The organism is Halomonas sp. H2 (assembly GCF_050215315.1).
In the GTDB taxonomy this organism is placed as follows: Bacteria; Pseudomonadota; Gammaproteobacteria; order Pseudomonadales; family Halomonadaceae; genus Vreelandella.
In genome coordinates this window covers 251836-278612 of sequence record NZ_CP189760.1, presented here as the reverse complement: position 1 = coordinate 278612, position 26777 = coordinate 251836, and the positions used below count along the sequence as shown (strand labels likewise).

General features: G+C 54.3%; 29 protein-coding genes and 1 other RNA gene. 12 read left to right on the top strand and 18 right to left on the bottom strand.

From position 1 onward, the window contains the following. Nucleotides 1-72: 72 nt before the first annotated feature. Nucleotides 73-879, bottom strand: coding sequence for a 4-hydroxy-tetrahydrodipicolinate reductase (gene dapB / locus ACQE2I_RS01365; RefSeq protein WP_427029707.1), 807 nt, complete (start codon nucleotides 877-879; stop codon nucleotides 73-75). A gap of 117 nt (nucleotides 880-996) precedes the next feature. Then, complete coding sequence (locus tag ACQE2I_RS01360; protein ID WP_427029706.1) at nucleotides 997-1278, bottom strand: DUF2218 domain-containing protein; 282 nt, start codon at nucleotides 1276-1278, stop codon at nucleotides 997-999. A 230-nt stretch (nucleotides 1279-1508) separates the two neighbouring features. Here ACQE2I_RS01360 and ACQE2I_RS01355 point away from each other — a divergent pair, with 230 nt between their 5' ends. Genes ACQE2I_RS01355 through ACQE2I_RS01345 form a run of 3 tightly spaced genes read left to right on the top strand, consistent with a single transcriptional unit; the run spans nucleotide 1509 to nucleotide 4475 of the window. After that, nucleotides 1509-2642 carry an ABC transporter substrate-binding protein gene (locus ACQE2I_RS01355; RefSeq protein WP_427029705.1) on the top strand — a complete coding sequence of 378 codons (1134 nt, stop codon included), beginning with the start codon at nucleotides 1509-1511 and terminating at the stop codon, nucleotides 2640-2642. Continuing rightward, nucleotides 2632-3732 (top strand): FecCD family ABC transporter permease, encoded by a 1101-nt coding sequence (locus tag ACQE2I_RS01350; protein ID WP_427029704.1) that lies wholly within the window; start codon nucleotides 2632-2634, stop codon nucleotides 3730-3732. The genes ACQE2I_RS01355 and ACQE2I_RS01350 overlap by 11 nt, the downstream gene beginning before the upstream one ends. Beyond that, complete coding sequence (locus ACQE2I_RS01345) at nucleotides 3726-4475, top strand: ABC transporter ATP-binding protein (protein ID WP_427029703.1); 750 nt, start codon at nucleotides 3726-3728, stop codon at nucleotides 4473-4475. Before ACQE2I_RS01350 ends, ACQE2I_RS01345 begins: the two co-directional genes overlap by 7 nt. On the opposite strand, the gene ACQE2I_RS01340 is transcribed toward ACQE2I_RS01345, so the two are convergent. From ACQE2I_RS01340 to grpE, 4 genes are all read right to left on the bottom strand, one after another. Beyond that, a complete protein-coding gene (locus ACQE2I_RS01340) occupies nucleotides 4468-5367 on the bottom strand; it encodes a DMT family transporter (protein ID WP_427029702.1) in 900 nt (299 codons plus the stop codon). The genes ACQE2I_RS01345 and ACQE2I_RS01340 overlap by 8 nt on opposite strands. Before the next feature lie 88 nt (nucleotides 5368-5455). Further along, a complete protein-coding gene (dnaJ, locus tag ACQE2I_RS01335) occupies nucleotides 5456-6601 on the bottom strand; it encodes a molecular chaperone DnaJ (protein WP_427029701.1) in 1146 nt (381 codons plus the stop codon). Between the two features lie 123 nt (nucleotides 6602-6724). Further along, nucleotides 6725-8656 carry a molecular chaperone DnaK gene (dnaK, locus tag ACQE2I_RS01330; RefSeq protein WP_427029700.1) on the bottom strand — a complete coding sequence of 644 codons (1932 nt, stop codon included), beginning with the start codon at nucleotides 8654-8656 and terminating at the stop codon, nucleotides 6725-6727. A 158-nt stretch (nucleotides 8657-8814) separates the two neighbouring features. Next, nucleotides 8815-9456: a nucleotide exchange factor GrpE gene (grpE, locus tag ACQE2I_RS01325; protein ID WP_427029699.1), complete on the bottom strand. Its 642-nt coding sequence runs from the start codon at nucleotides 9454-9456 to the stop codon at nucleotides 8815-8817. Between the two features lie 225 nt (nucleotides 9457-9681). Between grpE and recN the strand changes: the two genes are divergently transcribed. Beyond that, a complete protein-coding gene (recN, locus tag ACQE2I_RS01320) occupies nucleotides 9682-11355 on the top strand; it encodes a DNA repair protein RecN (RefSeq protein WP_427029697.1) in 1674 nt (557 codons plus the stop codon). A gap of 121 nt (nucleotides 11356-11476) precedes the next feature. Here recN and fur read toward each other — a convergent pair whose 3' ends face one another. Next, nucleotides 11477-11929, bottom strand: a complete 453-nt coding sequence (fur, locus tag ACQE2I_RS01315; protein ID WP_427029695.1) for a ferric iron uptake transcriptional regulator — start codon at nucleotides 11927-11929, stop codon at nucleotides 11477-11479. Nucleotides 11930-12001: 72 nt separating this feature from the next. Here fur and bamE point away from each other — a divergent pair, with 72 nt between their 5' ends. After that, nucleotides 12002-12427, top strand: a complete 426-nt coding sequence (gene bamE, locus ACQE2I_RS01310; RefSeq protein WP_427029694.1) for an outer membrane protein assembly factor BamE — start codon at nucleotides 12002-12004, stop codon at nucleotides 12425-12427. A 6-nt stretch (nucleotides 12428-12433) separates the two neighbouring features. Here the strand turns inward: bamE and ACQE2I_RS01305 are convergent, their stop codons facing one another. Next, complete coding sequence (locus ACQE2I_RS01305; RefSeq protein WP_427029693.1) at nucleotides 12434-12751, bottom strand: RnfH family protein; 318 nt, start codon at nucleotides 12749-12751, stop codon at nucleotides 12434-12436. Next, nucleotides 12741-13175 carry a type II toxin-antitoxin system RatA family toxin gene (locus ACQE2I_RS01300; RefSeq protein ID WP_427029692.1) on the bottom strand — a complete coding sequence of 145 codons (435 nt, stop codon included), beginning with the start codon at nucleotides 13173-13175 and terminating at the stop codon, nucleotides 12741-12743. Before ACQE2I_RS01300 ends, ACQE2I_RS01305 begins: the two co-directional genes overlap by 11 nt. Nucleotides 13176-13300: 125 nt before the next feature. On the opposite strand from ACQE2I_RS01300, the gene smpB reads away from it, so the two are divergent. The 4 genes from smpB (at nucleotide 13301) to ACQE2I_RS01280 (ending at nucleotide 16576) form a co-directional block, all read left to right on the top strand. Then, on the top strand, nucleotides 13301-13792 hold the full coding sequence (smpB, locus tag ACQE2I_RS01295) for an SsrA-binding protein SmpB (protein WP_308321885.1): 492 nt from the start codon (nucleotides 13301-13303) through the stop codon (nucleotides 13790-13792). Nucleotides 13793-13837: 45 nt separating this feature from the next. Further along, nucleotides 13838-14217, top strand: a transfer-messenger RNA (tmRNA) gene (gene ssrA, locus ACQE2I_RS01290). Between the two features lie 844 nt (nucleotides 14218-15061). Continuing rightward, nucleotides 15062-16242, top strand: a protein-coding gene (locus ACQE2I_RS01285; RefSeq protein ID WP_427029213.1) for an IS3 family transposase whose coding sequence is annotated in 2 segments (ribosomal slippage) — nucleotides 15062-15329 and nucleotides 15329-16242 — 1182 coding nt in all. Because the reading frame shifts where the segments join, the coding sequence is not laid out codon by codon here. A gap of 58 nt (nucleotides 16243-16300) precedes the next feature. Then, nucleotides 16301-16576 carry a hypothetical protein gene (locus tag ACQE2I_RS01280; protein WP_427029691.1) on the top strand — a complete coding sequence of 92 codons (276 nt, stop codon included), beginning with the start codon at nucleotides 16301-16303 and terminating at the stop codon, nucleotides 16574-16576. Here ACQE2I_RS01280 and ACQE2I_RS01275 read toward each other — a convergent pair. After that, nucleotides 16573-16764 (bottom strand): hypothetical protein, encoded by a 192-nt coding sequence (locus ACQE2I_RS01275; protein WP_427029690.1) that lies wholly within the window; start codon nucleotides 16762-16764, stop codon nucleotides 16573-16575. The genes ACQE2I_RS01280 and ACQE2I_RS01275 overlap by 4 nt on opposite strands. A gap of 115 nt (nucleotides 16765-16879) precedes the next feature. On the opposite strand from ACQE2I_RS01275, the gene ACQE2I_RS01270 reads away from it, so the two are divergent. Beyond that, on the top strand, nucleotides 16880-17329 hold the full coding sequence (locus ACQE2I_RS01270; protein ID WP_427029689.1) for a hypothetical protein: 450 nt from the start codon (nucleotides 16880-16882) through the stop codon (nucleotides 17327-17329). A 176-nt stretch (nucleotides 17330-17505) separates the two neighbouring features. Here ACQE2I_RS01270 and ACQE2I_RS01265 read toward each other — a convergent pair whose 3' ends face one another. From ACQE2I_RS01265 to ACQE2I_RS01230, 8 genes are all read right to left on the bottom strand, one after another. Continuing rightward, nucleotides 17506-20313: a hypothetical protein gene (locus ACQE2I_RS01265; RefSeq protein ID WP_427029688.1), complete on the bottom strand. Its 2808-nt coding sequence runs from the start codon at nucleotides 20311-20313 to the stop codon at nucleotides 17506-17508. Further along, the gene (locus ACQE2I_RS01260) at nucleotides 20306-20575 is read right to left on the bottom strand and encodes a hypothetical protein (RefSeq protein ID WP_404415421.1); all 270 of its coding nucleotides are present in this window, start codon (nucleotides 20573-20575) and stop codon (nucleotides 20306-20308) included. The genes ACQE2I_RS01265 and ACQE2I_RS01260 overlap by 8 nt, the downstream gene beginning before the upstream one ends. Continuing rightward, a complete protein-coding gene (locus ACQE2I_RS01255) occupies nucleotides 20572-20763 on the bottom strand; it encodes a helix-turn-helix transcriptional regulator (RefSeq protein ID WP_404415418.1) in 192 nt (63 codons plus the stop codon). Before ACQE2I_RS01255 ends, ACQE2I_RS01260 begins: the two co-directional genes overlap by 4 nt. 67 nt (nucleotides 20764-20830) lie before the next feature. Further along, a complete protein-coding gene (locus ACQE2I_RS01250; RefSeq protein WP_427029687.1) occupies nucleotides 20831-21505 on the bottom strand; it encodes a hypothetical protein in 675 nt (224 codons plus the stop codon). Next, nucleotides 21502-22797, bottom strand: coding sequence for a tyrosine-type recombinase/integrase (locus ACQE2I_RS01245; RefSeq protein WP_427029686.1), 1296 nt, complete (start codon nucleotides 22795-22797; stop codon nucleotides 21502-21504). Before ACQE2I_RS01245 ends, ACQE2I_RS01250 begins: the two co-directional genes overlap by 4 nt. Nucleotides 22798-23052: 255 nt before the next feature. Beyond that, the gene (locus ACQE2I_RS01240; protein ID WP_427031366.1) at nucleotides 23053-23394 is read right to left on the bottom strand and encodes a lysozyme inhibitor LprI family protein; all 342 of its coding nucleotides are present in this window, start codon (nucleotides 23392-23394) and stop codon (nucleotides 23053-23055) included. Nucleotides 23395-23621: 227 nt separating this feature from the next. After that, on the bottom strand, nucleotides 23622-24341 hold the full coding sequence (locus ACQE2I_RS01235; RefSeq protein WP_427029685.1) for a ZinT family metal-binding protein: 720 nt from the start codon (nucleotides 24339-24341) through the stop codon (nucleotides 23622-23624). A gap of 265 nt (nucleotides 24342-24606) precedes the next feature. Continuing rightward, entirely contained in the window at nucleotides 24607-24813 is a 207-nt protein-coding gene (locus tag ACQE2I_RS01230; RefSeq protein ID WP_007111857.1) for a cold-shock protein, read from the bottom strand. Between the two features lie 362 nt (nucleotides 24814-25175). Here ACQE2I_RS01230 and ACQE2I_RS01225 point away from each other — a divergent pair, with 362 nt between their 5' ends. Both ACQE2I_RS01225 and ACQE2I_RS01220 read left to right on the top strand, forming a co-directional pair. Beyond that, nucleotides 25176-26132 (top strand): calcium/sodium antiporter, encoded by a 957-nt coding sequence (locus ACQE2I_RS01225; RefSeq protein ID WP_427029684.1) that lies wholly within the window; start codon nucleotides 25176-25178, stop codon nucleotides 26130-26132. A gap of 83 nt (nucleotides 26133-26215) precedes the next feature. Next, on the top strand, nucleotides 26216-26773 hold the full coding sequence (locus ACQE2I_RS01220; protein WP_427029683.1) for a hypothetical protein: 558 nt from the start codon (nucleotides 26216-26218) through the stop codon (nucleotides 26771-26773). Nucleotides 26774-26777 lie beyond the last annotated feature (4 nt).

The following is a 26777-nucleotide window of genomic DNA, read 5'->3' as shown; positions in this document are numbered from 1 at the left end:
TTGAAATGTTACAGGAATTCTTGGCCCAAGACTACCCCTTAATGACCGGACTGCTCTAGCATGAGTGTTCCCTCAATCTAGCCCCAACACATCCTGCATATCGTAGCGGCCAACCTCTTTGCCAGCGACCCAGCGCGCTGCGCGCACCGCGCCTTTGGCAAAGGTCATGCGGCTGGAGGCTTTGTGGGTAATTTCGATACGCTCGCCTTCGGTGGCAAACATCACCGTGTGCTCACCAACGATATCACCTGCCCGCACGGTGGCAAAGCCAATCTCTTTATCTGTGCGCGGGCCGCACTGCCCTACCCGCTCGAACACGCCGTGCTCTTTTAGATTACGCCCCAGGCTATCGGCGATGACTTCGCCCATTTTGATTGCGGTACCGGAAGGCGCATCGACTTTATGACGATGGTGAGACTCGATCACTTCAATATCGTAGCCTTCATCGCCCAGCGCTTTGGCGGCGGTTTCGAGCAGCTTCAGAGTTAAATTAACCCCGACGCTCATATTGGGCGCGAACACCATGGCCAGCTTATCGCGGTAGCTATCAAGCTGGGCCAGCTCATCATCGCTCATGCCGGTGGTACCAATCACAATACGCTTACCGTGCTCGGCGCAGAATGCTAGGTTCCCCAGGGTGACCTGCGGAGCAGTGAAGTCGATCAACACATCGAAATCGTCGACAATCGAGCCCAGGGAATCTACCGCGACGACACCGCGTTTTCCCACGCCGGCTAACTCACCAATGTCAGCGCCAACTAAAGAGCTGCCTGGCTCTAGGATTCCGCCAGCTAGCGTTGCTTCAGCCTCTTGCTCGATAGCATTTACCAACGTACGGCCCATGCGGCCAGCCACGCCTACAATGGCAATTCGGGTCATGCGAACTCCTGCGCTCTGCGTTTCGGTGCGTAAAAGAGAGGGATCAAAAATTGCCGCGATTATAGCAGACGCACCCGCGCATTCGACGCCCTGCTTTTTCGCCAAGGAAATCTCTGCTTAGTTTTCCCACACGATCGCCAACTCTTCATCCCCCGCCATCCGAATCAGGTGGCGCTCGACCACACCTTCAAGCTCATCAAGATGCTCTTCTTCGAGGGTTTCGATAGCGACTACCAACTTATCAGGCTCAGCGAGCATTAAGCAGGTACCGCTGGCAAACGTGATAGTGGCTTGCTGATCGCTTTGCTCAACCTCTAGCTTGTGCGCCCAGTGCTTACACAGACGATTGATCAAACGCTCAGCGGACGGCGTAGCAATTTCAACACGGGATAGCGGCATAACGTCCTCTCTATAAAGGTAAGTGCTTGCTAAAAAAGGGTGTTTTAACAGCATTATCAGCTAGAAATAACAGCGCAAAGAATAACATGCTTATAACTCAGCGCCGATTCAAGCACTTTCTTAAAAACGATAATCAGTTACAATATTAATTGCGTATCCATGCTATTTGCGCATAAAACTGCATCAGCGATACCAGCCCTATTAACCAATATCGACCAACGAGTAAAAAAATGCTCAGTTCTTCACGTGTAAAAGCCCTGCTGGGTGCTTTTATTAGCTTTGCTTGCTGCGCCACTGCTTTAGCTGACGATATTACTGTCACCGATGTCGCTGGCCGCCAAGTCACTCTGGACGCCCCTGCGGAGCGAGTTATTTTAGGTGAAGGGCGGCAAATTTATCTGCTTGGGCTACTCGAACCGGAAGACCCTTTTGCCCATGTGATCGGTTGGCGCGAAGACTTTTCTCAGGCGGACCCCGATAACTATGCCCGCTATCGAGAGCGCTTCCCAGAGATGGAAGATATCCCCACCTTTGGCGGCTTTAAAGACGGCACCTTCGATGTAGAGCAAGCCGCCGCGCTTAACCCTGATGTGGTACTGATGAACATCGAGGCTAAAGCCGCTACGGAAGACGCCGCCTACGACGACAAGTTGGCGCAACTGGGCATTCCGATCATCTATGTGGATTTTCGTGAAGATCCACTTGAGCGCACTATTCCCTCCATGCGCATCATCGGTCAGATCATGGACGATGAAGAGGCCGCAGAAGCGTTCATCGAATTTGCCGAGACGCAACTGGCACGGGTAACCGCTGTGATTGCCGAGGCCAACCCAGAGCGCCCCAGCGTGTTTATCGACCGCGCTGGCGGCTACTCCGACGAGTGCTGCATGAGCTTTGGCCCTGCCAACTTTGGCGATTATGTCACTCTGGCGGGCGGCCACAATATTGCCGAGGGCATTATCCCTAACAGCTTCGGCAACCTGAACCCTGAACAGATTATTGCCGCCAACCCCGATCATGTGATTGTTACCGGCGGCAACTGGGATGCCTACGTGCCTGGCGGCGACTGGGTCGGTGTAGGCCCGGGGTCAGATATGCAAAAGGCGCACGCCAAGCTGGAAGCGCTGACCGAGCGCACCGCGATGACTGGCATTAAGGCCGTGGAATCGGGCAACTTCCACGCCATTTGGCACCAGTTTTATAACAGCCCCTACTATTTCGTCGCCGTGCAGCAGCTAGCCAAGTGGCTACACCCCGAGCTGTTTGAAGACCTAGACCCCGACGCCACGATGGAAGAGCTGCACGAGCGCTTCCTGCCCATCGACTATGAACCCGGCTACTGGATATCGCTGCATGACGACTGATACGCAAGTCTCGGAAACTAGAGTATCGGAGACAGAGGTATCGGAGCGCGTCTCACAGGGGCGCGCCTTCTACCATAGCCAGGTTTTCCGCCGCCAAATGATATTGGTAGCGCTGGTGTTAGCGCTGTTTTTTAGCCTCTGCGTTGATCTTGCCCTCGGGCCTGCCCGCTACAGCCTGGGCGAAGTGATCGCAGCGCTGTTTACACCGGGTAGCGTCAGCCAACAGGCACGGGTGATTGTTTGGGAAATCCGCATGCCGGTGGCACTGATGGCACTAGTGGTCGGTGCCAGCCTATCGGTGGCCGGGGCGCAGATGCAGACCATTCTAAGCAACCCGCTGGCCAGCCCGTTTACGCTGGGGATCTCCGCCGGTGCCAGTTTTGGCGCTGCGCTGGGCCTGGCTTTTGGGGTGGCCATTGTTCCCGCGGCCATTGAGTTTGTGGTACCCATCAATGCCTTCGTGATGGCCATGTTCACCGCGTTTTTAATTCATGCCTTAAGCCTTAAACGCGGCGTGACGGTAGAGACCATTGTGCTGCTCGGCATCGCCATGGTGTTTATTTTCAACTCGCTAATGGCGCTGATTCAGTTTTTTGCTAGCCAGGAGGCGGTCTCCGCGGTGGTATTCTGGACCATGGGCAGCTTGACCAAAGCCACCTGGCCAAAATTCTGGATCGCCCTGAGCATTCTTGCTTTGTCGATGCCGCTGCTTGCCCGCCACGGCTGGGCGCTAACCGCTATGCGCCTGGGCGACGCCAAAGCCGAGAGCATGGGCGTCAATCCCCGCGCACTGCGCTTGGAAGTGCTGGTACTGGTGTCGCTACTCGCCGCTATCGCAGTGGCGTTCGTAGGCACTATTGGCTTTATCGGCTTGGTGGGCCCGCATATTGCGCGCATTCTGCTGGGCGAGGATCAGCGCTTCTTCCTGCCCGGCTCAGCGCTGTGCGGCGCACTCATCCTCTCCGTTGGCTCGGTCATCTCCAAGATCATTATTCCCGGCACTATCATCCCCATTGGCATTATCACCTCGCTGGTGGGCATTCCCTTCTTCCTATTTCTAGTGCTTAACCACAAGAAGGCCTCATGGTAACGCTACAACTCAACCGCGTGTCCGCCCGCTATGGGCGGCGCCCTATTTTGAAAGAGATCACCACGCCCTGCTTTCAAGGTGGCCAAGTCGTCGCGCTGTTGGGCCCCAACGCAGCGGGTAAATCAACGCTTTTTCGGCGCGTGTTAGGGCTATTGAAAGGCGAAGGTGAGGTGATCATCAGCGGCACCAGCGCCGAGCGCCCCGTGGGCTACATGCCCCAGGACACCGGCGCCAAAGCAGTGCTCACGGTCTATGAGTCGGTGCTTTTAGCGCGTATGCAGGGGCGCGGATTAAAAGTGCAGCCAGAGGATTTAGCCCAGGTGGATCGCGCGCTGGGCGAGCTGGCGATTACGACCCTTGGCGAGCGTGATATCGGCGACCTCAGCGGCGGCCAGCGCCAGTTGGTCAGCGCCGCCCAAGCGCTGGCGCAAGAGCCCGAGATTTTGATGCTGGACGAGCCGACGTCAGCGCTCGACCTTAACCGCCAGATCAGCCTATTAACGGTGCTGCGTCGATTGGCCGATGAGCGCCAGATGCTGATTCTGGTAGCGCTCCACGACCTGGGGCATGCGCTACGCTTTGCCGACGCGGCCATGCTGCTAGAGAATGGCCGTTTGATTGCCTGCGGCCCTACCGCTGAAGTGATCACGCCTACGCTGCTACGTCAGGTTTACCAAGTCGCAGCGCGTATCGAACCCTGCTCGAAAGGCCAGCCGCAGCTTATCGTCGAAGCCGCTATTTAGCCCTTTGCCTAAACCGCCGCCCTTCCATCGCCGCTAGCGCTACCCCGCTTAACATCAGTGGTAGCGCTAGCAGGAAGCCGCTGGAGACCGGTATGCCAAACAGCACCCAGTCAGCGATAACAGGCCAGGCCAGCGCTACATACTCAAAGGGGGCCAGCCGCGAAACTTCGGCGTAGCGAAACGCCAGCGTCATGGCAATATGCCCTGCCCCGCCAAATAACCCTGAGAGCACCAAAAGGCCAAACTCGCTGTGACTAAGTGAAGCCCACCCCAGCGGTAGCGTCGCCAACCCGGCGAGCGAGGCCACCACAATAAAGTAGAAAGCGATGGAACCAGCAGTCTCGGTGCGCGAGATACGCCGAACGGTGAGCAGCGCCCCGGCGGTTAATAACGCCCCTAGCGTACCCAGCACATAACCCAACAGCCGCCCATCATCTGCGCCTGAATTAAGCCCTGGCATCACCAGCACGGCCATGCCAGCAAGGGCCAGCACAATAGCGCCCGCGCGATACAAGGAGAACTTTTCACCTAGCAGCAGCACGCCACCTATCGCCATAAACACCGGCGCCAATTGAGCCAAGAGCGTCGCCTCGGCCACCGGCAAGAACGCCACGGCGGAGAACGAGCAGAACATCGCCGCCGCGCCCAACCCAGAGCGCAATAAATGGCCCAACGGCCGACGGGTAGCCAGTGCTTTGGGAAACTCCCGGCGAATCATTAAAAAGATGACGATCGGCAGCAACGCAAACAGCGAACGGTAAAACACCGACTGCCCCACCGGCACATCGTCACTGACAGCTTTAATGCACACCAGCATCCCGGTAAACAAAACGCCCGAAAGAATCCGGAGCAAGATGCCCTTGGTGGGCCTTTCCTGATGAGAGATATCCATTACTCGAAGCCTTCCCTAAATAGCAAAAACCCCCGGCGAACCGAGGGTTTTTGAACCAAGCAACTAACTGCTTACCATTATTACAGCTTTACGACTTCATCTCTTCAAAGAAGCTCTTCACGCTGTCGAAGAAACCGGTTTTCTTCGGCGAGTGGTTGTGGCTGTTGCTGCCGTCGAAGCTCTCCTGAAGCTGGCGCAGTAGGTCACGCTGCTCGTCGTTAAGCTTGACGGGGGTTTCCACTACGACTTTGCACAGCAGGTCGCCGGGCATACCGCCGCGCACAGGCTTGACGCCTTTACCGCGCAGGCGGAAGAGTTTACCGGTTTGGGTTTCCGGCGGAATTTTCAGCTTCACACGGCCATCGAGCGTGGGCACTTCAAGCTCGCCACCTAGCGCTGCATCAACAAAGTTGATCGGCACTTCGCACTGCAGGTGCTTTCCGTCACGCTGGAAGATGTGGTGCGGCTTGATCGCTACCTGTACGTACAGATCCCCAGGCGGGCCACCGTTAACGCCGCTTTCACCTTCGCCATTCAAGCGAATACGATCACCGATATCCACGCCGGGCGGAATCTTCACAGAAAGCGTGCGTGTTTCGCGTACGCGCGCTTCGCCATTACACTTATGGCACGGCACTTTAATGTGCTGACCAGAGCCATGACAGGTGGGACACGTCTGCTGCACGGCGAAAAAGCCTTGCTGCATACGCACTTGCCCGTGACCGTGACAGGTGGGGCAGGTCTCTTTAGTGGAGCCTGGCTCGGCGCCACCGCCATCACAGCGGTCACATTCGATATGCCGCGGTACCCGGATATCGACTGTGGTACCAGAAACGGCATTCTCTAAATCCAGCTCTAGGTTATAGCGCAGGTCGGAGCCACGTGCCGGGGCATTGGGCCCACGACGACGTCCACCGCCTCCGCCAAAAATATCGCCAAATACATCGCCGAAAATGTCGCTGAAATCACCAGCGCCTGCGCCGCCGCCGAAACCACCGCCGCCTTGGCCATCAACGCCCGCATGACCGAATTGGTCATAAGCTGCACGCTTTTCGCCGTCGCTAAGCACTTCATACGCTTCGGACACTTCACGGAATTTTTCCGCTGAGGTGTTATCGTCCGGGTTTCGATCAGGGTGGAATTTTTGCGCCAGACGGCGATAGGCCTTCTTGATCTCTTTCTGATCGGCCCCTTTTTCGACACCCAGGACTTCGTAATAATCGCGTTTGGACATAGGCCCTACGCCTCCTGGTTAGCTACGCACTTAACAGAAACTTATTTCGTGCGTCTTGGCTGCGGAAACAGCAACGCGGGAGTAAGCTCCCGCGTCACCGCTCTTCTTGGCAGAAAGAGGTTATTACTGCTTTTTCTGATCGTCGTTAACTTCTTCGTACTCGGCGTCAACCACGTCTTCTTCCGGCTTGGAGGAGCTCTCAGCACCTTCGCCGCCCTCTTGCTGAGCCGCTTCTGCCTGCTCGGCGTACATCTTCTGGGCTAGCTGGCCAGAGGCTTCAGTCAAGGCATCCAATTTCTTCTGAATGTTATCGACATCGTCGTCTTTAACCGCTTCTTCAAGCTCGCTGATAGCCGTTTCAATCGCTTGCTTCTCGTCGTCAGTCGCCTTGTCGCCGGCTTCTTCCAACGTTTTGCGCGTGGCGTGAATCATGCCATCGGCTTGGTTACGTAGCTGAACCAGCTCTTCGAACTTCTTATCTTCTTCCGCGTGAGCTTCAGCGTCGCGCACCATCTGCTCGACTTCTTCGTCCGACAAGCCGCTAGAAGCCTTGATGACGATGGACTGCTCTTTACCGGTAGCCTTGTCTTTCGCGGATACGTTCAGGATGCCGTTGGCATCCAAGTCAAAGGCGACTTCGATCTGCGGCACACCACGCGGCGCGGGCGGAATGTCGGCGAGATCAAAACGACCCAGCGACTTGTTCTGCGATACTTGCTTACGCTCGCCCTGTACGGCGTGAATAGTCACCGCCGTTTGGTTGTCATCCGCGGTAGAGAAGGTTTGCGTCTTCTTGGTCGGGATGGTGGTGTTCTTATCGATCAGCGGCGTCATCACGCCACCCAGGGTTTCGATACCCAGGGTTAGCGGGGTAACGTCAAGCAGCAGTACGTCTTTAACGTCGCCACCCAGTACGCCACCCTGAATCGCAGCACCCACAGCAACCGCTTCATCCGGGTTAACGTCTTTGCGGGCGTCCTTACCAAAGAAATCAGCGGCTTTCTTCTGCACCATCGGCATACGTGTCTGACCACCGACCAGAATCACTTCGTCGATTTCAGACGCGGATAAACCCGCATCTTTCAACGCCACTTTGCACGGCTCAAGCGAGCGCTGAACCAGCTCTTCTACCAGCGACTCCAGCTTGGCACGCGTCACCTTCACGTTAAGGTGTTTCGGGCCAGTGTTGTCAGCAGTGATGTAAGGCAGGTTCACGTCGGTCTGTTGAGCGCTGGAGAGCTCAATTTTAGCTTTCTCGGCAGCTTCTTTTAGACGCTGCATGGCCAGGTTATCGCCCGACAGGTCGATACCGCTGTCAGACTTGAACTGGTCAACCAAGTAGTTGATCAGCGCCAAGTCGAAATCTTCGCCGCCCAGGAAGGTATCACCGTTGGTGGCCAACACTTCAAACTGGGTTTCGCCGTCGACATCAGCAATTTCGATGATCGAAATATCGAAGGTACCGCCACCCAGGTCGTAAACCGCGATGGTTTTGTCGCCGCGCGATTTGTCCATACCGTAGGCCAATGCGGCAGCGGTCGGCTCGTTGATAATGCGCTTAACGTCTAGACCGGCGATGCGACCAGCATCTTTAGTCGCCTGACGCTGGCTGTCGTTGAAGTAGGCCGGTACGGTAATAACCGCTTCGGTCACCGCTTCGCCCAAGTAGTCTTCGGCGGTCTTCTTCATTTTCTTCAACACTTCCGCGCTTACCTGCGGCGGTGCCATTTTTTTGCCTTTTACTTCAACCCAAGCATCACCGTTGTCGGCTTCGGTGATTTTGTACGGCACCATTTTGATGTCTTTTTGGACAACGTCGTCTTTAAAACGACGGCCAATCAGACGCTTGATGGCGTACAAGGTGTTCTCTGGGTTAGTAACGGCTTGGCGTTTAGCGGCCTGACCAACCAGCGTTTCACCGTCATCGGTATAGGCGATGATAGAAGGCGTTGTGCGGCCGCCTTCGGCGTTTTCAATTACTTTAGCGCTGTCACCATCGAGCACGGCCACACAAGAGTTAGTGGTGCCCAGGTCGATACCAATTATACGTCCCATAGCAATACCTCGAATTCGGTTGTTACAAAACTGGAAATTTAGCTTTTAAAGCTTGTCTGCGGGTTTCCCCGCGGGGTTGCCCTTTATTTGGGGGCCGCTGCTGACATTTCAAGGGCTTTTTTTCACACTCTTCTTTCGCACTGTGTGCCGCCAGTGGCTTAGTCGGCTTTTTTACTCACCACGACCATCGCCGGGCGCACCAGGCGTCCATTGAGCAAATAGCCTTTCTGCATAACGTCCATCACGGTATTCGAATCAAGCTCCGGGTTAGGCACCATGGTCATCGCTTCATGCACCTGTGGATCGAAGGGCTCGCCATGGGGTTCAATGCTTTCAACGCCGAATTTGTTGAGCACATCCAACTGCATCTTCAAGGTCATGGAGACGCCTTCACGGTGAGCCTCAGAGGCCCCTTCTTCCATGGCCTCAAGAGCTTTTTCTAGGCTATCCACCACCGGCAACAGCTCTTTAACAAACTTCTCTAAGGCAAACTTGCGCGCTTTATCGGCTTCCTGCTCAGCACGGCGACGCACATTTTGTGCTTCAGCGGCGGCGCGCAGGGCTTGATCCTTGGCGTCGGCCAAGCTCTGCTCTAACTCGCCTACCTGGGCTGCCAGCATTTCCGCTTCAGGGTTGTCGGAACTGCCTTCTAGCGGCTCTTCGTCGTTGATCAAGCCTTCCAACTCGCCCTCCATCAAGCGCTCTTCAGCGACCTTCTCAGCCGCTTGCTCGGCGCCATCGGCTTCTTGCTCGTGGCGGGCCAGCTCATCATCCATTGGTGTTTGCGGTTCTTTCGCCATGTTGTGCTCCTAAAAAGTAGGGCGCGGCCACGCGGGCGGCGCGCAGAGAAGTAAGCCTTTAAATCACTCGCCTTAACTAGCTAGCTTTAACTAACGATGGAGGCTATATGGGGGCCATAAATTCCATCTCAAGAGGTGCATTGAAGTGAGTTACTAACTACTGTATAAATCAACAACTATTGGATAAGTATCCAGCTTCTGCGCTGAACCGCCTCAGGAGGCGCCATGCTCACTCAGCTAGCTATTCAAGATTTCGCCATTGTCGATCACTTAGAGCTCGACCTAACCGGCGGCATGACCGCGATTACCGGGGAGACCGGGGCGGGCAAATCGATTCTGTTAGGCGCCCTCGGGTTGTGCCTGGGCGAGCGCGCCGACGCTGGCAGCGTGCGCCATGGCCGCGAGCGTACGGATCTCTCCGCGCGTTTTGACATCCAGCACCTGCCGGCCGCTACCGAATGGCTAACCGCCCGGGAACTGCCCTCTGAAGAGTGCTTGCTGCGCCGCGTGGTCACCGCCAACGGCCGTTCCAAAGCCTGGATCAACGGCCAACCCGCGACTATCTCGGATCTAAAATCCCTCGGCGAGCAGCTGATTCAAATTCATGGACAGCATGCCCACCATGCGCTGATGCGCGAAGAGACCCACCTTGCCCTGCTGGACGATTACGCAGGCCTAAACGATGCCACTGCCCAATTAGCCGAAACGTTCCGCGAGTGGCGCAATGCGCGTCGTCAGTTGAAGAAGCTCAGCGAAGAAGGCAGTGAAGTTGAGGCCAAACGCCAACTGCTGCGCTATCAGGTTGAAGAGCTGGATCAGCTCGCTTTAGCGGAAGGCGAATTAACCACGCTAGAAGAAGAACAGCATACGCTTGCCCATGCGGAAGAGACGCTGCGCGAAACCCAGTTTGCCGCCGACTGCTGCGCCAGCGATGAAGGCGGCGCGCTTTCGTTACTCAATCAGGCCTTCGCCCACCTAAGCGCCCTGCCAGGTAGCGACAAAGGCATGCTGGCTAACACTCTGGCCATGTTGAGCGATGCGCGCATTCAGGTGGAAGAAGCCTCCAGCGAGCTCAACCGACTCGCCAGTACCACTGAACTAGACCCCGAACGGCTCGCCTGGGTAGAAGAGCGAATGACCGACGTCCATCGGATTGCTCGCAAGCACCACGTTGCTCCTGAAGAGCTGTGCGCTCTGCATGCCAATCTACAGCGGGAAGTCGCTCAGTTGGAAGAAGGTGGCAATGACCTTGAAGCACTAAGCGTCCGGGTCGTCGAGCTGCGCGAGCACTACCGCTTAGGGGCGAAAAAAATCACCGATAGTCGCCAAAAAGCGGCGCTGCGCTTGGGTAAAGAAGTACAGCAACAGCTGGGCTTTCTAGCCATGGGCAAAGCCCGCTTTGAAGTCGAGGTCACTGCAAAAGAGGCGGCCTCTCCGGAAGGCTTGGATCGCGTGCAGTTTTTGATCAGCGCCAACCCCGGCCAGCCCGCGCGGCCATTGACCAAGGTAGCTTCCGGCGGCGAATTGTCGCGGATCAGCCTGGCGATTCAAGTGGTCGCGGCCACCCACTCAACGGTACCCAGCCTGGTATTTGATGAAGTAGATGTGGGTATCTCGGGCGCCACCGCAGAGATCGTTGGCCAACTGCTGCGCAAACTGGGCGAAAACGGCCAAGTAATGACGGTAACGCACCTGCCTCAGGTGGCGGCACAAGCGCACCAACACCTACATATCGAGAAGCAGGCAAAACGCGACACTACGCTGACGCAAATGGCGCTACTCGACGAGCAGGGGCGCATCAGCGAACTGGCTCGCATGCTGGGCGGTGTCACACTTTCTGACCAAACCCTCGCCCACGCGCGGGAAATGCTGCACGCTAGTCAGCGCCCGCCGCACTAATTTTTAACGCCAGAAAGCACTTTCCAATCAAGCATATAAAACACCCCTGATTATTCGGAAAAACCGCTATTAGCGAATTCAGCCGAACAACTCAGGGGCGCTTCGTAGCGTGCCTCACCAATTATTTCTTATTAGTAGGCCCACTATCTTGGCGCGTTACGTAAGACCCGCGTGGGCGAACGTAGAGCACCAGCGCATGGCCTACTAACTCGTAGCCATGCTCTTCAGCGATTTCTTGCTGGCGACGCTCAATGATTTCATCAACAAACTCAATGATTTCGCCACTTTCTAAGCACACCATATGGTCATGGTGGTCTTCTTGGGTCATCTCAAAAACCGCATGGCCACCGTCAAAATTATGACGAATAACCAAACCCGCCGACTCAAATTGAGTCAGTACGCGGTAGACGGTTGCCAGACCAACATCTTCGCCCGCATCAATCAGTGTTTTATACACTTCTTCCGCGCTAAGGTGATGCTGACCCGAAACATTTTCGAGAATCTGAAGTATCTTGACGCGCGGCAGGGTCACTTTCAGACCGGCTTTGCGCAATTCATGGTTCTGATCGGCCATGGTCGCTCTTCGCAGTAACAGGTTAGGTCGGGTATGATCAACCGAAACCACGATAGTGAAGAATAGGCCCAAATGCAAAAATTGACTCGAATCATCACGCTCTCCATTGCCCTGACTGTTGTTAGCGGCTGCAGCTACGTAGGCGTGTACAAGCGCGATATCCCTCAAGGCAACCTGGTCACTCAAGAGATGGTCAGCCAGCTTCAGCCAGGCATGACCCAAGAGCAGGTCACTTATGTGATGGGCAGGCCACTGCTGGAAGCCCCCTTTGACGCCAGCCAGTGGGACTATGTATTTCGTTTAGACAAAGCCTATGGCGACGTCGAACAACGCCGCGTAACGCTCACCTTTGACCCCCAAGGTCGGCTGATGAACGTTGATCAAGAAGGCGACCTGTCTAAACAGCTGCCATTAGAAGGCGAGAGCAGCATGGGCCCTGCAACCGAAAGTGTTGATCCGATGAATGTGCTACCTGAAGAGAGCACGCAGACACGTTAACTAGCATTAACGCCCTTGGTCGCTCGCCTGGCGCTTAGCGCGCTCTAAGCGAGCGGCCTTAGGGTCAACTGCTAACGGCCGATATACTTCGACCCGATCCCCTTCACGTAATAGCTGGGCATCGGCGTTGCGTAGCGCCTTCCCGAAGATACCCAGTGGTGCCTGCGTAAACGTATCGTTGGTGAGATCGGGAAACAGCGTGGGCAAATCGGCCAGCGCGACAGCTTGGCGCGCGGTAGTGCCCTCAGGCACGCGCAGAGACACTATGCGCTGCTTAAATGGCAGCGCATAGGCAACCTCAACCGTTAGCGTTTCAGCGCCCATACAGCTCGTTAGCGCGCCTGGTGAAGGCGTCAACCAACTGCCCCGCGATTTGCTGGAAAATCTTGCCGAATGCCATACCTAGCAACCGATTGGCGAACTCAAATTCCATTTCCAAGCTGACTTTACAAGCATTGTCTCCCATGGGGGTAAACAGCCAACGGCCTTTAAGACGCTTAAAAGGCCCTTTTACCAGCGATAGCTCAATACGTTCAGGCGCGAAAAGATCGTTACGCGTCGTAATGGCTTGCTCTACACCGGCGCGCCCAAGGGTCATTTCACCGATGAGATGCACCTCATCCTGCTCGACCAAACGCGCCTGACGGCAACCTGGCAAGAACTCCGGGTAACGTTCGAAGTCGTTAACCAGATCGAACATTTTCTGGGGGGTGTGCCGCACCAAGGCGGAACGATTGACGGTTGGCATTGACCTCTCCGCTGACTTCACAGTGCCCAAAGCGTATCATGGGGAATATTTTTCAGACTCTAAATGGTATCACGCCTCCCCAAATAACGAAGGGGATGCCACTGACAGATTAATTATGAGGTTTCATGGCCACTAAGAAAGGTAACAGCAAGGGCCCAGGTAGCAGCGTCATTGCCCAGAATAAGAAGGCACGTTTTGAGTACCATATCGACGAAACCTTCGAGGCAGGACTATCGCTTGCTGGCTGGGAAGTGAAGAGCATGCGCGCCGGTAAAGCCCAGCTCACTGACACCTATATTTTGGTGCGCAACGGCGAGGCGTTTTTGCTGGGCAGTCATATTATGCCGCTTAACACGGCAAGCACCCATGAAATTGCCGACCCCACGCGCACCCGCAAATTGCTGCTGCATCGTAAAGAGATCGCCAAAATCTTTTCGGTCACTCAGGACAAAGGCCACACCTGTGTGCCGCTCAAACTTTATTGGAAACGCAATAAAGTGAAGTGTGAGCTAGCGCTAGTGACCGGCAAACAGCTGCATGACAAGCGCGCCACAGAGAAAGATCGTGACTGGAACCGTCAAAAAGGTCGAATCATGCGGGAACATACCAAGGCTTAACTGGTCAATCGGCTGTGAGCACGTTAGAATGCTCACTTGTAATAAGGGGGCGACATGGTTTCGACGCCGGTGACAACCCTTGCGGTGCATGCCGAGAGCGTGATGTATCTCGTAAATCCCACATCACGAAAAATAGTCGCAAATGACGAAAACTACGCTCAAGGCGCGCTAGCAGCTTAAACACTGTTAGCTTCTTGTCTGGCCCCAAGGTGATGTGCCTATTCATCACTGAGGGGATACGAGCTAAAGCTGATAGGACCGCGTTTGGTGGTGTCTTCTCGCCAAGCGTTAAACTTTAGAAGGCTCGCGTAGCTGAATCCTGATCGTCGGAGTCAGTCGCGTTAAAACAAATGACGAAATCTAAGCATGTAGAGCCAATAGGCGCGTGCTGGCGGACGCGGGTTCAATTCCCGCCGCCTCCACCACCTTATCAAGCAAATCAAGCACCTACGGGTGCTTTTTTTGTTTTCCCATCCAAAATACCAACCAAAGCAAAACGCTACTTTTCACCCTTTTGGGTGGTGGCTGGCGCTTGCCTATCCAAAACCAAAACCGATTTATCCACCATGCTGGCGCTTTTCAATTCCGTGTATGGGACGTGGGTTCGGTTCCGTGTATGGGACGCCGGTTCAAATCCGGGTTTGGGAATTGAACAGGGAAACCAAAGGCACCACATCAGCCACCTATTCCCGGTGCATCAGTCACCTATTAGCGCCAGCCTGACAAACGAAAGCAGCGCCATCACGGGCGCTGTAAATGCTTGGGGTAGGCTTGGGGTAGGGGTAAGACTTGGGCGCGTTCAAAAAACACTATGGCGGGCGGCGCTGGCATGAAGGTTTTTCCGACATCAATGCGCGCGTACTGATAGCAAAATCATCAAACCCTTAGTAAAACCTTAGGGTTCGCCCGCGCGTGAACATGTCTGAAAATCATCAAACATTAGTATAGGGTTGACGTAAGCACCACACGCACAAGTCAGCAGACTTGAAAAATCCTTCCCAGCTTAAGAAGCTATCTATCTGACACAGGGGCGCAAAATGAATATAAAGCCAATTTTTTTCGGTTTAGCTGCTGCTTACTCATGCGGTGCAATAGCAGACACAAATTTAGAATACTATGAGGAAGGTGATGATTTCAGTAATGAGGTTGTCTCTGTGCTCCAAGTCAGAACGACTGACACATCTCCAGCGGTGCTATTGTAGTGGCATAGTGAATTTGGCCACCTAATTAGAGGTGCTAATATGCACCAAGACATCACTAGGTGGCAGCATGGCAACAAGACCAAAACGTAACTTTAGCCCTGAATTCCGGCTCGAAGCAGCACAGCTAGTCGTTGATCAAAACTATACAGTTAGAGAAGCGGCTGAAGCCATGAATGTGGGGTATTCGAGCATGGATAAATGGGTTCGTCAGTTACGCCAAGAGCGTGATGGCCAAAGCCCTAAAGCAACGCCCATGACACCCGATCAGCTCAGGATTCGCGAGCTTGAAAAGCGCATCCGTGACATTGAGATGGAAAAAGACATCCTAAAAAAGGCTACCGCTCTCTTGATGTCGGACTCCCTGAACACTTCTCGCTAATCGAGAAACTCAAGACGAGCTACCCGGTAAAAAAACTGTGTGACGTGTTTGGCGTGCATCGCAGCAGCTTTAAATACTGGAGACAACGTTCAAAAAGACCTGTGTGTGCCACGAAGACTAAGGAAATAGCCAAGGTCAGAGAGCTCTTTCGCGAGAGCGAAGGCTCTGCAGGGGCGCGCAGCATCGCAGAGATGGCGACAAGGCAGGATGTGCCGTTAAGTCGCTATCGCGCTGGCCGCCTGATGGAAAAGCTTGGCCTAATTAGCTGCCAAGTGCCTGGGCACACCTACAAGAAAACAGGTGATGAACATGTTGAGGTACCGAACCACTTAGCGCGTCAGTTTAACGTTGAGGCGCCCAACCGCGTTTGGTGTGGCGACGTCACATATATCTGGACTGGCAAACGCTGGGCTTATCTAGCCGTTGTCATGGACTTATTTGCTAGGAAAACGATTGGCTGGTCGATGTCGTTATCGCCCGATAGCGAACTCACCAGCAGCGCATTGAAAATGGCTTATGAGAGCCGTGGGCGGCCAAAAGGGGTTATGTTCCACAGCGACCAGGGCAGTCATTATACGAGCCGTAAGTTCCGTCAGACACTCTGGAAATGCCAGGTAAAACAAAGCCTAAGCCGACGTGGTAACTGCTGGGATAATGCGCCAATGGAGCGTTTCTTCAGGAGCTTAAAGGTTGAATGGGTGCCAACGTATGGCTATCGCTCATTCTTGCAGGGGCAGCATCATATCGTGAACTATTTAATCGGGTATTACAGCCAGCTTAGGCCTCACCAGCATAACGGTGGTATGAGTCCGAACCAGGCAGAGGAAAAGTACTGGGTTAACTATAAGGCGGTGGCCAGTTTTACTTGACCACTACATATTTCTTTCCTGTAACCCAGATAGTGGCTTAAGCGTTCAGCTGTCTACTATGGACGTTATATTTCCGAATAGCGTTTCAAATGGCAGGATGATTTTATCGACAACACATAAATTCGAAGAATCTCCTGAGGCAGTTACCACTGACTGGCATATGGCAATGATGGAATATCAAGATAGCTGGTACCGTGGTGATGAAAGGCAATTTATTGAGGAAGCTAAAAATTCCTCTCAGCTAAATATCAGGCTCAACAAAAAAAACAAGGTTTATCGCTTTAAACTCGATGGTGCAAGTAGCCATATTTCGAAAATATTAGACCGCTGCTAGCTTTGAAAATCATCAGGCTGGCAGCGGGCTAACTCCTTTTCAATCGCCCGCCTAACAAACTCGGCTCGGTTACGGTGGCTATGCTGGCGGCCATGCTTCATAAGGCTGTCGATACTGGCCACAGTCTCAGCCTCTACGGAAACGATAAGGCGAACGGGGCGGGTGAAGCGGCGGGGGTTGTGGCTCATGTGTCTGTTTCTCCAAGCTGCTTTGTAGGAAATATCTTACAAATATTTAATCTATCGCCTCTATAATGTTCTCAACATTAGGCATAGCTTAAAGGCTAATCAAATTGAGGTGTTTATGAATATTGTTTCTAAGATATTGGCCGCCATCATCGCCGGTTTTTTATTCGCTTTTCTTGGTTATATGGTAGTGGCTTTCACAATCAGCGACGGTAGCAACAGCGACGCCATTGGTTGGCTGTTTATGGTGCTTTGGGTCATTGCTATCGCTATTGTCTGGGTTGCTCCCACAAGTGGCAAGGCATGGCGGCGCTTGTTAATTTCCTGCGGCTTATTTTCTTTGGCGATGCCAATAGCCAGCTTATTTCTTGGCGGCCGTGGTGTTATGGAAGCGGCAAACAGTGGCGGCGAATACGCGGCGGCCGCTACTTCAGGGGCAATCATTGGCAGTGGAATGGTCACGATGTTCACAGGGTTTATCAGCCTTTTTCTTGCTGCTATTTTTTTAGTAATTGGATTCTCCGTTGGTCGTGACCAACCCACATCAAAAGCTAGCTCTGACAATTAAAGCGCCTCCTTTTTATAGTCGGGAAATTCAGCTTTATGGTGGGTTTGGTTGCTCTGGTTGGTTAGATTTCCCCTGTTTCGCTATAGGTATCTTTAACGAATCTTGGATGCCTATTTCATGGCGGTAGAAAACAGACTCACCAGACCAACCAAAGCAACCATTTCAGGCAGTGGATGTTAGACGTTCTCAATTACCCACGCGGCAATGCCTCCCCGGCCATTGCGACGCCGCAAGCGCCTACCGTTCACCACACGGTCAGCCCGGAACTTCAGCACGTTACCCACGGCGCGGGCGGTTAACTGCCTTGCTGTCTTGAACTCAGTTATGGTTTCCGCCAATGCCTGCTTTTCCTCAGGATAGTGAAAGCCTTTTAGCTCGGGGTCGTGGTAGCTGTCGTGGATCTTTTTCACATCCTTGGCGGTGAAAGGGTCACTACCAAAGACATCAGCCAGCGAGCATAACAGCGCGTCTAACTGTTCCTGCTCAGGGTCAGCCGCTTGGGCAGCGTCTACCGCTTCCATCGGGTCGGTATACTCCCCCAGCAAGTCAAAATCACGGGCTACCCATGCTACCGGTTGCCTTACCATCAAGTCCCATTCTTCAAAGCTCGCCATCTTCCCCGGTGCTGGCGCGTCACCAGACGCAAGCCAGCCACGAATCACGGTCAGGGCATCGGCTATCATGCGCTGGCGGTGTTGTTGGCAATACGCCTCGGGATCCAGGTCGAATTGACGGGCAAAGGGTCTATCTGTTTCCGGGTCTATCCGACACTTGAGAACGCGGCGCGGTAAATCCCCGGCCAAGGTCAGGTTATTCCCGGTCAGTAGCCACAGCGATTTATTAGGCACGTTGGCATGGCCGGTTCTGCCTAGTATCCGGTCGCTGTAATGCTGGGAAGTCAAAGCGCCAGCCAGCGCCGCGCTATCGAATACGCCAATAACGTTATCCCAGATAACCGCACGGGTGCCGGTCATCAGTATGGTCATAATACGCTTACGGATTTCTTCATCATCGCGGGCATGGGTATGGGTATGGGGCCATATCGTGGGCACCTCCCCTAGCGCCAGCACAGCCACGCACTTGGCCAGCAGGGTCTTACCGCTGCCTTGGGTGGGTGCGTCAAAGCCAACGGCGGGCGCGGTGGGCAGAACAGGACGTATAGCAGCTGTCAGCAACGCAGCAAGCAAAACGCCCTTATCCACGGGGCCTACTAGCGGGAAGTCAGCAAACGGCAGCATCAGGCGTTCTAGCGCTGTTTCGACCTGCTCCCCGGTAGGGTACATGGGCACCGGGTGGATTTCGTCGCCTTCTACCTCTAACAGTAGGCCGGTAGCTTCATCATAGCCGGGACGGTTCAGCAGCGAGCCATCAAGGCGCAAAGTAGGCGCGGTGATAATGGCATTCAGCGGCTTCAGCGCGCGGCGCTCACCAAGGGATAGCAAGGCCTTGGCTACGCTTACCGGGGGATCCTCTAACACTTCAATCATCGCGTCATTCTTTAGCCTTTGCCAGCGCCAGAACTGGGTAGCACCGCCAAGCCAATGCTTCAGGGCGTATTCATCCAGCGGGTAAACTCGGCCATCCGTTGCAGTCACCAGCGGCCCGCCAAAATCAAACACATCAGGGGCGCGGCGCATAATACCAAGCACCTGCTCCACCGCTTCCACGGTACGCCCTTTGACCAGCTCCACGCGCGCGGGCGGCCTGCTTAGCTTGTACGTTTTGCCACCGTGTGCAAACGAATACAGACGCGGGCGGGCACCCATCAAGTACAGTTTGCCCACCGTCTTACCGCCTTGGTATTCCGGTTCGATGGGGTCAAGCGTCAGGCTGTTGTGATAGCGCTCAGGGTTATCCAGCACATCCCCAACAGTTAGCGCTTGCTGGCTGCCATTATCTGCCACCAGCATGATGGGGAAGTCCCCAGCCAGTACGGCATGGCTCAGGGCGCGGTTAACGGTTTCCCGGCTCTGCTCTAGGGCTTCGGCGCTGGCCTCACTGCCTGCCATTTCGCTGGCGCGGGTTTCGATATAGTCAGCCTGCACCATATCGGCTTCAGGCTTGGCGGCAAGCATGGCAGCCACGCGGTTCTTTTCAGCAGCGGCCAAGGTGGTGGGATCCGGGTCGGGGATTACCGCTTGGGTATCCAACACAGCCACCGCACCACCAACGGGCACCGGCTCGCCTCGCTGTTGCGCTAGCGGCGGGATACATTCAGCACCGGCGGCAAAGTCCAGCCGGTTGGCTTGATAAACGCTGGCATCCAGCAAGGTACGCTTCAGCCGTTGACCAGCAGCGCCCACTTCTACCCAAGCATGGCCAGCAGCCCAAAGATAGACTTGCAGCGCCTTACCGGCCCGCTCAATATCTCGGGCATCCAGCGCCAGCCAGTACAGCCGTTGACCACGCAGCCCGGTTAAATCATCGCCGGTTTCCGTGTTCACAATATGGCTAGACGATGAAGGCCACCACAGCGCGCCAACGTCAGCCAATGCGGGCACGGCTTCATGAAGGTAAGCCAGCAGGTCATCACGGGAAAGCGTGTTCTCACCATCGCCGGGGTCATAATCGGCCATCATGACACCAGCGCCAGCAGGCCATGAAAAATGCTCCTTACTGCGGGGGATAGGATCATCAGGGCGGCCCGCTTCCAGCCAGCGGCGCTTAGATACCAGCCCGGTATTCATGCACTCAGGGCGGCCATAGGCCAGCGCTTGGTTAGTCTTGAGCGATTGCAGCAAACGGGCAAAGGTCGCCAGACTATCCACGCTTTCAACGGCGGCGCTGCCTTGTGACATATCCCCGCCGGGATCCTTCACCAACTCGCCATTAGCCAGCCGGTAGCACTTGGCCAGCCGCGCCGGTTTCGTTGACGTGATAATGGTCAGGGCGGCGGTAACGGTGCTATTCTTTTCGGGTGAAGTAATACCTTGAGCCTCGTCAGTGGTTGCAGCCACAGCGGGGCTATTTTCTGCGCTAGTCATCAAGGCACCCTCCCTGTTCAATCACAAACGCCATCAGCTTGGCGCGTTCTTCTCGGGTGGGCGTATAGCGGCCATACCATGACGGTTCCCCGTCTTTTGTCGTGAACGGTACGCGGTCACAATCAAGGTCAATTTCCAGCTTGCGGCGCAACTCCCCAATGAAGTGGGGGCCATTGCTGGCTGGCGCTATCCGGTCAGCCTGTTCACGGGTAACGGGGCCTTTAGCCAAGGCGGCGGCTAGTCGAATTAAGCGGCGGCTCATGACACCACCTCCCCGCGTTTGGCTTCCCATGCTTCAAGGTCAGATAAGCGCCAGCGGGTACAGTTGGGGCCAAGGCGGTGGGGCTTCGGGAAGTCAGGGCGTTCACGCGCCCAACGCCAGACGGTGGGCACCGATACCGCTAGACGGGCGGCGGCTTGGCGAACGGTCAGATAAGTGTAAGGGGTCATGCTTCACCTCGTATCGTGTCGGGTACGGGCAAAGCATCGCGGTTAAGGTTCTGTAATGGACGGGACGTTAAAGGGTGACTTTTTGCCAGCGTTCTAAATCGGCCAATGCATTTTGAATATGGCGCTTTGGCTCAGTACCTTTCCACTCGACACACTCAATAAGCCAGAACGCCACGTAGCGATAAAACAGCGTATCTTCCCGGTCGCTTAGGGCATGTTCTGGTAATGCCTCTCGAAACCACTCAGCCAATTTTTGGATCCCTTTAATATAGCGCCGCGCATCCCTTTTAGCGCCTCCAGACCCGGGGGTTTTCATATCCCCTAGAAACGTCAGCACAATGCCTTTTAGTTGCTCTGCTAAGGCTTTCTGTACATCATCAGGGTTATCAGTCAGGGTTAGCGCTGCTCGCCTGAAACTGCTTTCCTTGTATTTGTGGGTCATACTTCGATAGAACACCGGGTCGATGGTATCCATTAGGCGAAGCGTGTCATCAGGGATCTTAGCTAACGCTCGTTCAATACGTTGGGCGTTTTGCGTTCCTGTGCCTTTTGCAACCATAGCTAAGCGAGTGCTTAGGGTGGCCAACACCTCACGTAACGCTTTAAACGTACAGCCGGGGTCATGGATTCCACCCACGGCATGATGGTAGCCAGTTGCATCTGCCAGACCAATAGTTAGCAGGTGAAGGGTATGAGCGTTTTTTATTTCCAGCGCGTCACTTAATTGCATGGTCTGCGTCATGCGGATACCTCCCCACGAATAGCGGTAACGCTGGCGCTGGCCTTGGCCGGTTCTGCGCAGTAGTCAGCCCATGCAGTCATCAGCTTGGTACGCTGGGGCAGCAATTCATCACGGGCATAGGCGGCGCGGGTGGCGTCGCTGTTGACGTGGGCAAGCGCCAATTCACTGACTTCATCGGGATAGCTTGAACGGTTGCGCGCCCAATCCTTGAACGCACTACGGAAACCATGGGGCACCACCGGGCGGCCATCGGTTGGATCCGTGTATTGTTCGCCGCCTTCCTTTTCTTTGGTGGTGTTCATCCGCTTCACGGTGGCCAATATGGTCACGTCACTGATTTTGCCACCACGCACCGCCGGGAATACCAATGGCTGACCTTGCATACGGGGCAGCGACTCCAGCAGGGTAACGGCGGCGGGTGATAGCGGTATCCGGTGGGGCTTGCCTGCTTTCATCCGGTCAGCCGGGATAGTCCATACCTTGGCGCTCAGGTCGATTTCATCCCAAGTGGCACCGCGTATCTCACCAGACCGGGCGGCGGTCAGAATGGCGAACTCCAGCGCCCTAGCGCCCATGCCTTCACGGGCGCGCAAGTCTTGCAGGAACTCGGGGACGCGCTGCCATGGCAACGCCGGGAAGTGTCGCTTGCCCTTGCCTGCCTTGGTGGGCTTCATCAACACAGCATCAAGATTACCTTGCCACCGGGCGGGGTTATTGCCATCACGGTAGCCACGCACGGCAGCCCATGCCAGCACAGCTTCAATACGCTGGCGAACGCGGGTCGCTGTTTCCGTCTTGGTTTCCCATATCGGTTCTAGCGCTTTCAGGACGTGGGGCAATTCCACATCACCAACCGGCACTTCCCCGATATGAATAAAGGCGTAGCGCTTTAGCGAGCCAATCCAGTCTTTCCGGTGTTTGGCGTTTCGGAACTCTTTTTCTTTAGTGGCGTGATACTGCTCAGCCGCTTCCCTGAATGTCAGGCGTTTGACTTGCGCGGCGATATGGGCGGCGCGGGCGGCTTGGCGCTCTGCTACCGGGTCGATACCTTGCGCCAGCTTGTCGCGTAGCTCTCGGGCTTTATGGCGGGCATCACCAAGGGGGACGGTTGGGAAACCTCCCAGACCAAAATCACGGCGGCGGTTCCCTACTCGGGCGCGCAAGATCCACGAACGCCCACCACCGCTAGACACTTTCAGCAGTAAACCGGCACAACCTCCCACCGCATGGGTGCCCGGTTCATCTATGCGTCGCACCTCAGACGCGCTTAATTCTTTGGCTACTTTTGGCATGCTTTACCCTCCCAACATCCATACCATCCACTATCCCCACCAAAATAATAGCATAGGGTGATACTAGACGATACAGGATAAGATAGGTAAAGCCAGTAAATACAAGGCTTTCAGTGGCTTATGGCTTCAGCATAGCATGGCGTGATACCGCTCACAGGGGGACGCCGCCTCCACCACCCTACTATACAAATCAAGCACCTACGGGTGCTTTTTTTTGTGTCTGTAGCAGCCCACCTCCCCGCAAATGAACGCTTTTTAGCGTGGGCAGCTCAAATCTCCTTCTTCGCAGCTAGCATGCTCACGCAATCTCTCCGTGCGCTGCCCTGTGAGCACTTTAAAGCACCCATTGCGCACCATGGGCTGTGCGCTACCGCCTTCTACCGCGCTACTTTCATACGCACACTCGGCATCACGAAAGCCGATCCAGGCCCGCTGCGCCGCTCTAAGTTTTTCAAGCGAGCCTGGGTTACTGGCCAGCCTGCCCACCAGTGCTTGGTAAGCCTCATTAAGTTTGTCATCGGCCGTTTGGTACGACATTGCCGTGCACTGGTTTAGCTCTGTTTGCGTATTCGCGTTATCACACGCCGCGCTAGCCATGGCATAGCCATTTGTAACCAAAAGGCAGACGACCAAAAAGAATTTGAACAAGTGCATAGTAAGCGTTCCTCTCACGTTTTTGGGTAGCACTACAGACATGTAAGCTTATGCCTAATTTTCAGACACAACATTTTATTTTACCCATAAAAAGCAAAGCGCCAGCGTTTCTGCCAGCGCTTTATTTCTTACCCGCCTACTAAGATGCAGCCATTATTCATCGCCGCTAATTAGTGAGCCAGCATTTCATCGACAATGTCGTCACCGTTTAGCTCTGAAGGATAATAGGTAGGCCAGTTAGTCACTTCCTCTAACAGCGCCTCACGATCATCGCCCAAGTAAAGATGGAAATGGTGTGCGTCCGTTGGGTAAATGCTGTGGTCGCTAAATTGGATATATTGAGGCAGATCGTCAGAGGCTTCTTCAAGCTCATAGATAAACCGTACACCTCGGTTACCTGCTTGGTAAGTTAGAATTTCATAGCCAGCGTATTGGTATTCGCCTGATCTCTCTTCACCATGTTCGTAGAAGGTGACGCTATTGCCATCGATAACGATACGTTCGACACCCGTTTGATAACCAATATCATAATAGGCTTTGTACTCTTCGGCCGTCTTGTCACCACTCTCTGCCTTCTGCGTAAAAACTTCATCCAGCGTACCGTCTTTTAGGTAAGGATAAACGGACTGCCAATCGCCCTCCCAATCAGAAAGCGCACGATCCTTAACCTGCTCATCATCAAAATAGCCTGAATAGATATCGCTATCGTGGTCGTGGTCGTGGTCGTGGTCGTGGTCGTGGTCGTGGTCGTGGTCGTGGTCGTGGTCGTTATGAGTATGGTCGTGATCATGCTCATGGTCATGATCGCTGGCGCTAACGCCTTGAACGCTCGTCAATATCAGTGCACTTAATACAAGCGCGCTGGCGGCCTTCATTGGCAATGCTGTCATAGTCGGTTTTCCTTTGGTTGCTCGTCATACAAGTCACCAAAAAGATACAATATAACATACCAGTCAATCAAGCTCGTTTTTACATTAAGCGAATAAACACCCACAAAACTAAGGAATTAATCGCAGAGCTTTTGCTGCTCTAATAACAGGCGCAGCTGTGCTTAATGGGAAATATTATTTGGCAGGCACAAACGCATCGGGCCCCGCTTAAGCGGGGCCCGATCATCGAATCTAAAAGATTCGAGAACTTAAATAATCGCTAGGATTAAGAAAGCAGCTTGATGTTTGAAGCTTGAAGGCCTTTCTGACCTTGGGTAACGTCAAAAGAGACGTTAGCGCCTTCAGGCAGAGTTTTGAAGCCATCAGACTGAATTTCAGAAAAATGGGCAAAAACGTCGTCGCTGCCGTCAGACGGTGCGATGAAGCCAAAACCTTTAGAATCGTTGAACCACTTAACTGTGCCAGTTGCCATGATATAAATCCTTTTCGCAGTTGCGAATTGTAAAATCCTGGTATTACCCAGATAAATAGTGAGTAGCACAAGGAATACAATTACAGACTACCGAAAGAATTCGAATGTTTCTGGAACTATGCTTGCTTGCTAACTTACTGTGGACATCCTGCCATGTAGACGGCAGCAGGTCAAAGCCTTTGTGCTTTTTAATTTAACAGCCTGCCTCTCTTAGCCGCTGGAAAACCGCGCAAATTATAAAAAATAGCCGTAATCTTGCCAATGAGCTGGGCACTACTAACCCAACCGCTCAGCACGCTCTACTAACCGGGTTAACCCCGCGTTATTCGCGGCTTGGCGAGTTCTCTGGAAGAGGTTTTAACATGCTATATGGACTTAGTTTGTTGGCGGGTATTGTGCTGCTGACCCTCGGGGGTGAGTCACTAATCCGTGGCGCAGTGGCTGGTGCTCGTAAAGTGGGCGTTTCGCCACTGTTAACAGGGCTAGTAGTAGTGGGTTTTGGCACTTCGGCGCCTGAACTGGTGGTTTCAATTGATGCCGCGATAAACCAGCAGCCAGACATTGCTGTGGGCAATATTGTGGGTAGTAATATCGGCAACATCTTATTGATTTTGGGCATGTGCGCGGTTATTAGCCCAATGGTGGTACAACCCTTAGCACTGCGCCGCGATGGTCTGGTGGTGGTGCTGGCAAGCCTGCTGTTTATTGGGCTTGCGTTTAACGGCGCTTTAGGGCGCGCAGATGCCGGCATTTTCCTAGCGGGGCTCGTAGGCTACCTTGTTTGGGCCTACGTTAGTGAAAGCCGCCATCACGTTCCCGCGGCGGATATGCATGCCTCAGAAGCGAATGAAATGACCAAGCTACCGACCACGGGGTGGATGATCGCCGTAGCGCTGGTGGTCGGGCTGGGCATGCTGATTGGTGGTTCGCAACTGCTGCTATTTGGTGCCATTGGCGTAGCGCAGGCAATGGGGATTTCCGAAGCGGTCATCGGCTTAACCATTGTGGCCGTGGGTACGTCATTGCCTGAAATGGCGGTATCGGTGATTGCGGCCTTACGCCGTCATGCTGATGTGGCGGTGGGTAACATTCTCGGCAGCAATATCTTTAACCTGCTGGGCATTTTGGGCATCTCCGCCTTTTTGCAACCACTGCCGCTGGTCGAGCGGGTGGTGTTATTTGACCAGTGGGTAATGCTAGGCGCAGCCGGTGTACTGGTACTGTTCCTGTATACCGGCATGCGCTTATCACGCGGGGAGGGCGCTGCGCTACTCACTGGTTACGCGGCTTACATAGCGTTGAGCTTTACTGTTTTTTAATGTCTGCTGCTATTTAGTTGCATAGAACCGAAAACCTCCGGGCTTTTAGCTATATGATTTCAACTTCATGAATAAGGATCATCGTGCGAATCGCGACCTTAGGACCTAGTGGTAGTAACCACGAATTGATTGCCAAACGCTATCTCCAAATACGTGGCTCTGGTGAAGGCAGCATTGAACTGTTCAGCCAGTTTGAAGACGTCTTCCAGGCACTGATTGCGGGCCAGGTAAGCCACGTATTGCAGTGCACTGCGCATGCAACGCACAGCGATTGCGTTGGCCGCTATATGCATCGAGCTTACCCTGTGGATACGTTTATTGCCGGTAGCAAACCGCTAGCACTGCTTGCACAACGTACTGTTGCCCAACCCACCCAGGTCGCGCTGCAACCAGCGACACGTTATTACACCGATTTGACAGGCTATATGGAGATTATTGAAGTCCCCACCATCGTGGCGGTGGCAGAAGGCCTGCTCAGGGGGCATTTTGAGGCGGGCATTTGCGCTCAAGAAGTGCTGGCGCAGACACCTGAGCAGTTGCGTATGGTGCAGCCACTGGGCCCCGCGCTGGATACCTGGGTGATGTTTGCCACCACCCCACTATCGGCCGCTTCTCCGCTGCGACTTGAGGCTCAAGGATAGACAG

Excerpts from the sequence above, each read along its gene's own strand:
- ACQE2I_RS01265 (WP_427029688.1), bottom strand. The coding sequence starts at position 20,313 with ATGACTAGCGCAGAAAATAGCCCCGCTGTGGCTGCAACCACTGACGAG.
- ACQE2I_RS01355 (WP_427029705.1), top strand. The coding sequence starts at position 1,509 with ATGCTCAGTTCTTCACGTGTAAAAGCCCTGCTGGGTGCTTTTATTAGC.
- ACQE2I_RS01250 (WP_427029687.1), bottom strand. The coding sequence starts at position 21,505 with ATGACGCAGACCATGCAATTAAGTGACGCGCTGGAAATAAAAAACGCT.
- ACQE2I_RS01245 (WP_427029686.1), bottom strand. The coding sequence starts at position 22,797 with ATGCCAAAAGTAGCCAAAGAATTAAGCGCGTCTGAGGTGCGACGCATA.
- ACQE2I_RS01350 (WP_427029704.1), top strand. The coding sequence starts at position 2,632 with ATGACGACTGATACGCAAGTCTCGGAAACTAGAGTATCGGAGACAGAG.
- smpB (WP_308321885.1), top strand. The coding sequence starts at position 13,301 with ATGGCCACTAAGAAAGGTAACAGCAAGGGCCCAGGTAGCAGCGTCATT.
- ACQE2I_RS01225 (WP_427029684.1), top strand. The coding sequence starts at position 25,176 with ATGCTATATGGACTTAGTTTGTTGGCGGGTATTGTGCTGCTGACCCTC.
- ACQE2I_RS01260 (WP_404415421.1), bottom strand. The coding sequence starts at position 20,575 with ATGAGCCGCCGCTTAATTCGACTAGCCGCCGCCTTGGCTAAAGGCCCC.
- fur (WP_427029695.1), bottom strand. The coding sequence starts at position 11,929 with ATGGCCGATCAGAACCATGAATTGCGCAAAGCCGGTCTGAAAGTGACC.
- ACQE2I_RS01235 (WP_427029685.1), bottom strand. The coding sequence starts at position 24,341 with ATGACAGCATTGCCAATGAAGGCCGCCAGCGCGCTTGTATTAAGTGCA.
- ACQE2I_RS01345 (WP_427029703.1), top strand. The coding sequence starts at position 3,726 with ATGGTAACGCTACAACTCAACCGCGTGTCCGCCCGCTATGGGCGGCGC.
- grpE (WP_427029699.1), bottom strand. The coding sequence starts at position 9,456 with ATGGCGAAAGAACCGCAAACACCAATGGATGATGAGCTGGCCCGCCAC.
- dnaJ (WP_427029701.1), bottom strand. The coding sequence starts at position 6,601 with ATGTCCAAACGCGATTATTACGAAGTCCTGGGTGTCGAAAAAGGGGCC.
- ACQE2I_RS01280 (WP_427029691.1), top strand. The coding sequence starts at position 16,301 with ATGGACGTTATATTTCCGAATAGCGTTTCAAATGGCAGGATGATTTTA.
- dapB (WP_427029707.1), bottom strand. The coding sequence starts at position 879 with ATGACCCGAATTGCCATTGTAGGCGTGGCTGGCCGCATGGGCCGTACG.
- recN (WP_427029697.1), top strand. The coding sequence starts at position 9,682 with ATGCTCACTCAGCTAGCTATTCAAGATTTCGCCATTGTCGATCACTTA.
- ACQE2I_RS01270 (WP_427029689.1), top strand. The coding sequence starts at position 16,880 with ATGAATATTGTTTCTAAGATATTGGCCGCCATCATCGCCGGTTTTTTA.
- ACQE2I_RS01275 (WP_427029690.1), bottom strand. The coding sequence starts at position 16,764 with ATGAGCCACAACCCCCGCCGCTTCACCCGCCCCGTTCGCCTTATCGTT.
- ACQE2I_RS01255 (WP_404415418.1), bottom strand. The coding sequence starts at position 20,763 with ATGACCCCTTACACTTATCTGACCGTTCGCCAAGCCGCCGCCCGTCTA.
- ACQE2I_RS01340 (WP_427029702.1), bottom strand. The coding sequence starts at position 5,367 with ATGGATATCTCTCATCAGGAAAGGCCCACCAAGGGCATCTTGCTCCGG.
- ACQE2I_RS01300 (WP_427029692.1), bottom strand. The coding sequence starts at position 13,175 with ATGCCAACCGTCAATCGTTCCGCCTTGGTGCGGCACACCCCCCAGAAA.
- bamE (WP_427029694.1), top strand. The coding sequence starts at position 12,002 with ATGCAAAAATTGACTCGAATCATCACGCTCTCCATTGCCCTGACTGTT.
- ACQE2I_RS01360 (WP_427029706.1), bottom strand. The coding sequence starts at position 1,278 with ATGCCGCTATCCCGTGTTGAAATTGCTACGCCGTCCGCTGAGCGTTTG.
- dnaK (WP_427029700.1), bottom strand. The coding sequence starts at position 8,656 with ATGGGACGTATAATTGGTATCGACCTGGGCACCACTAACTCTTGTGTG.
- ACQE2I_RS01230 (WP_007111857.1), bottom strand. The coding sequence starts at position 24,813 with ATGGCAACTGGCACAGTTAAGTGGTTCAACGATTCTAAAGGTTTTGGC.
- ACQE2I_RS01240 (WP_427031366.1), bottom strand. The coding sequence starts at position 23,394 with ATGGCTAGCGCGGCGTGTGATAACGCGAATACGCAAACAGAGCTAAAC.
- ACQE2I_RS01305 (WP_427029693.1), bottom strand. The coding sequence starts at position 12,751 with ATGGGCGCTGAAACGCTAACGGTTGAGGTTGCCTATGCGCTGCCATTT.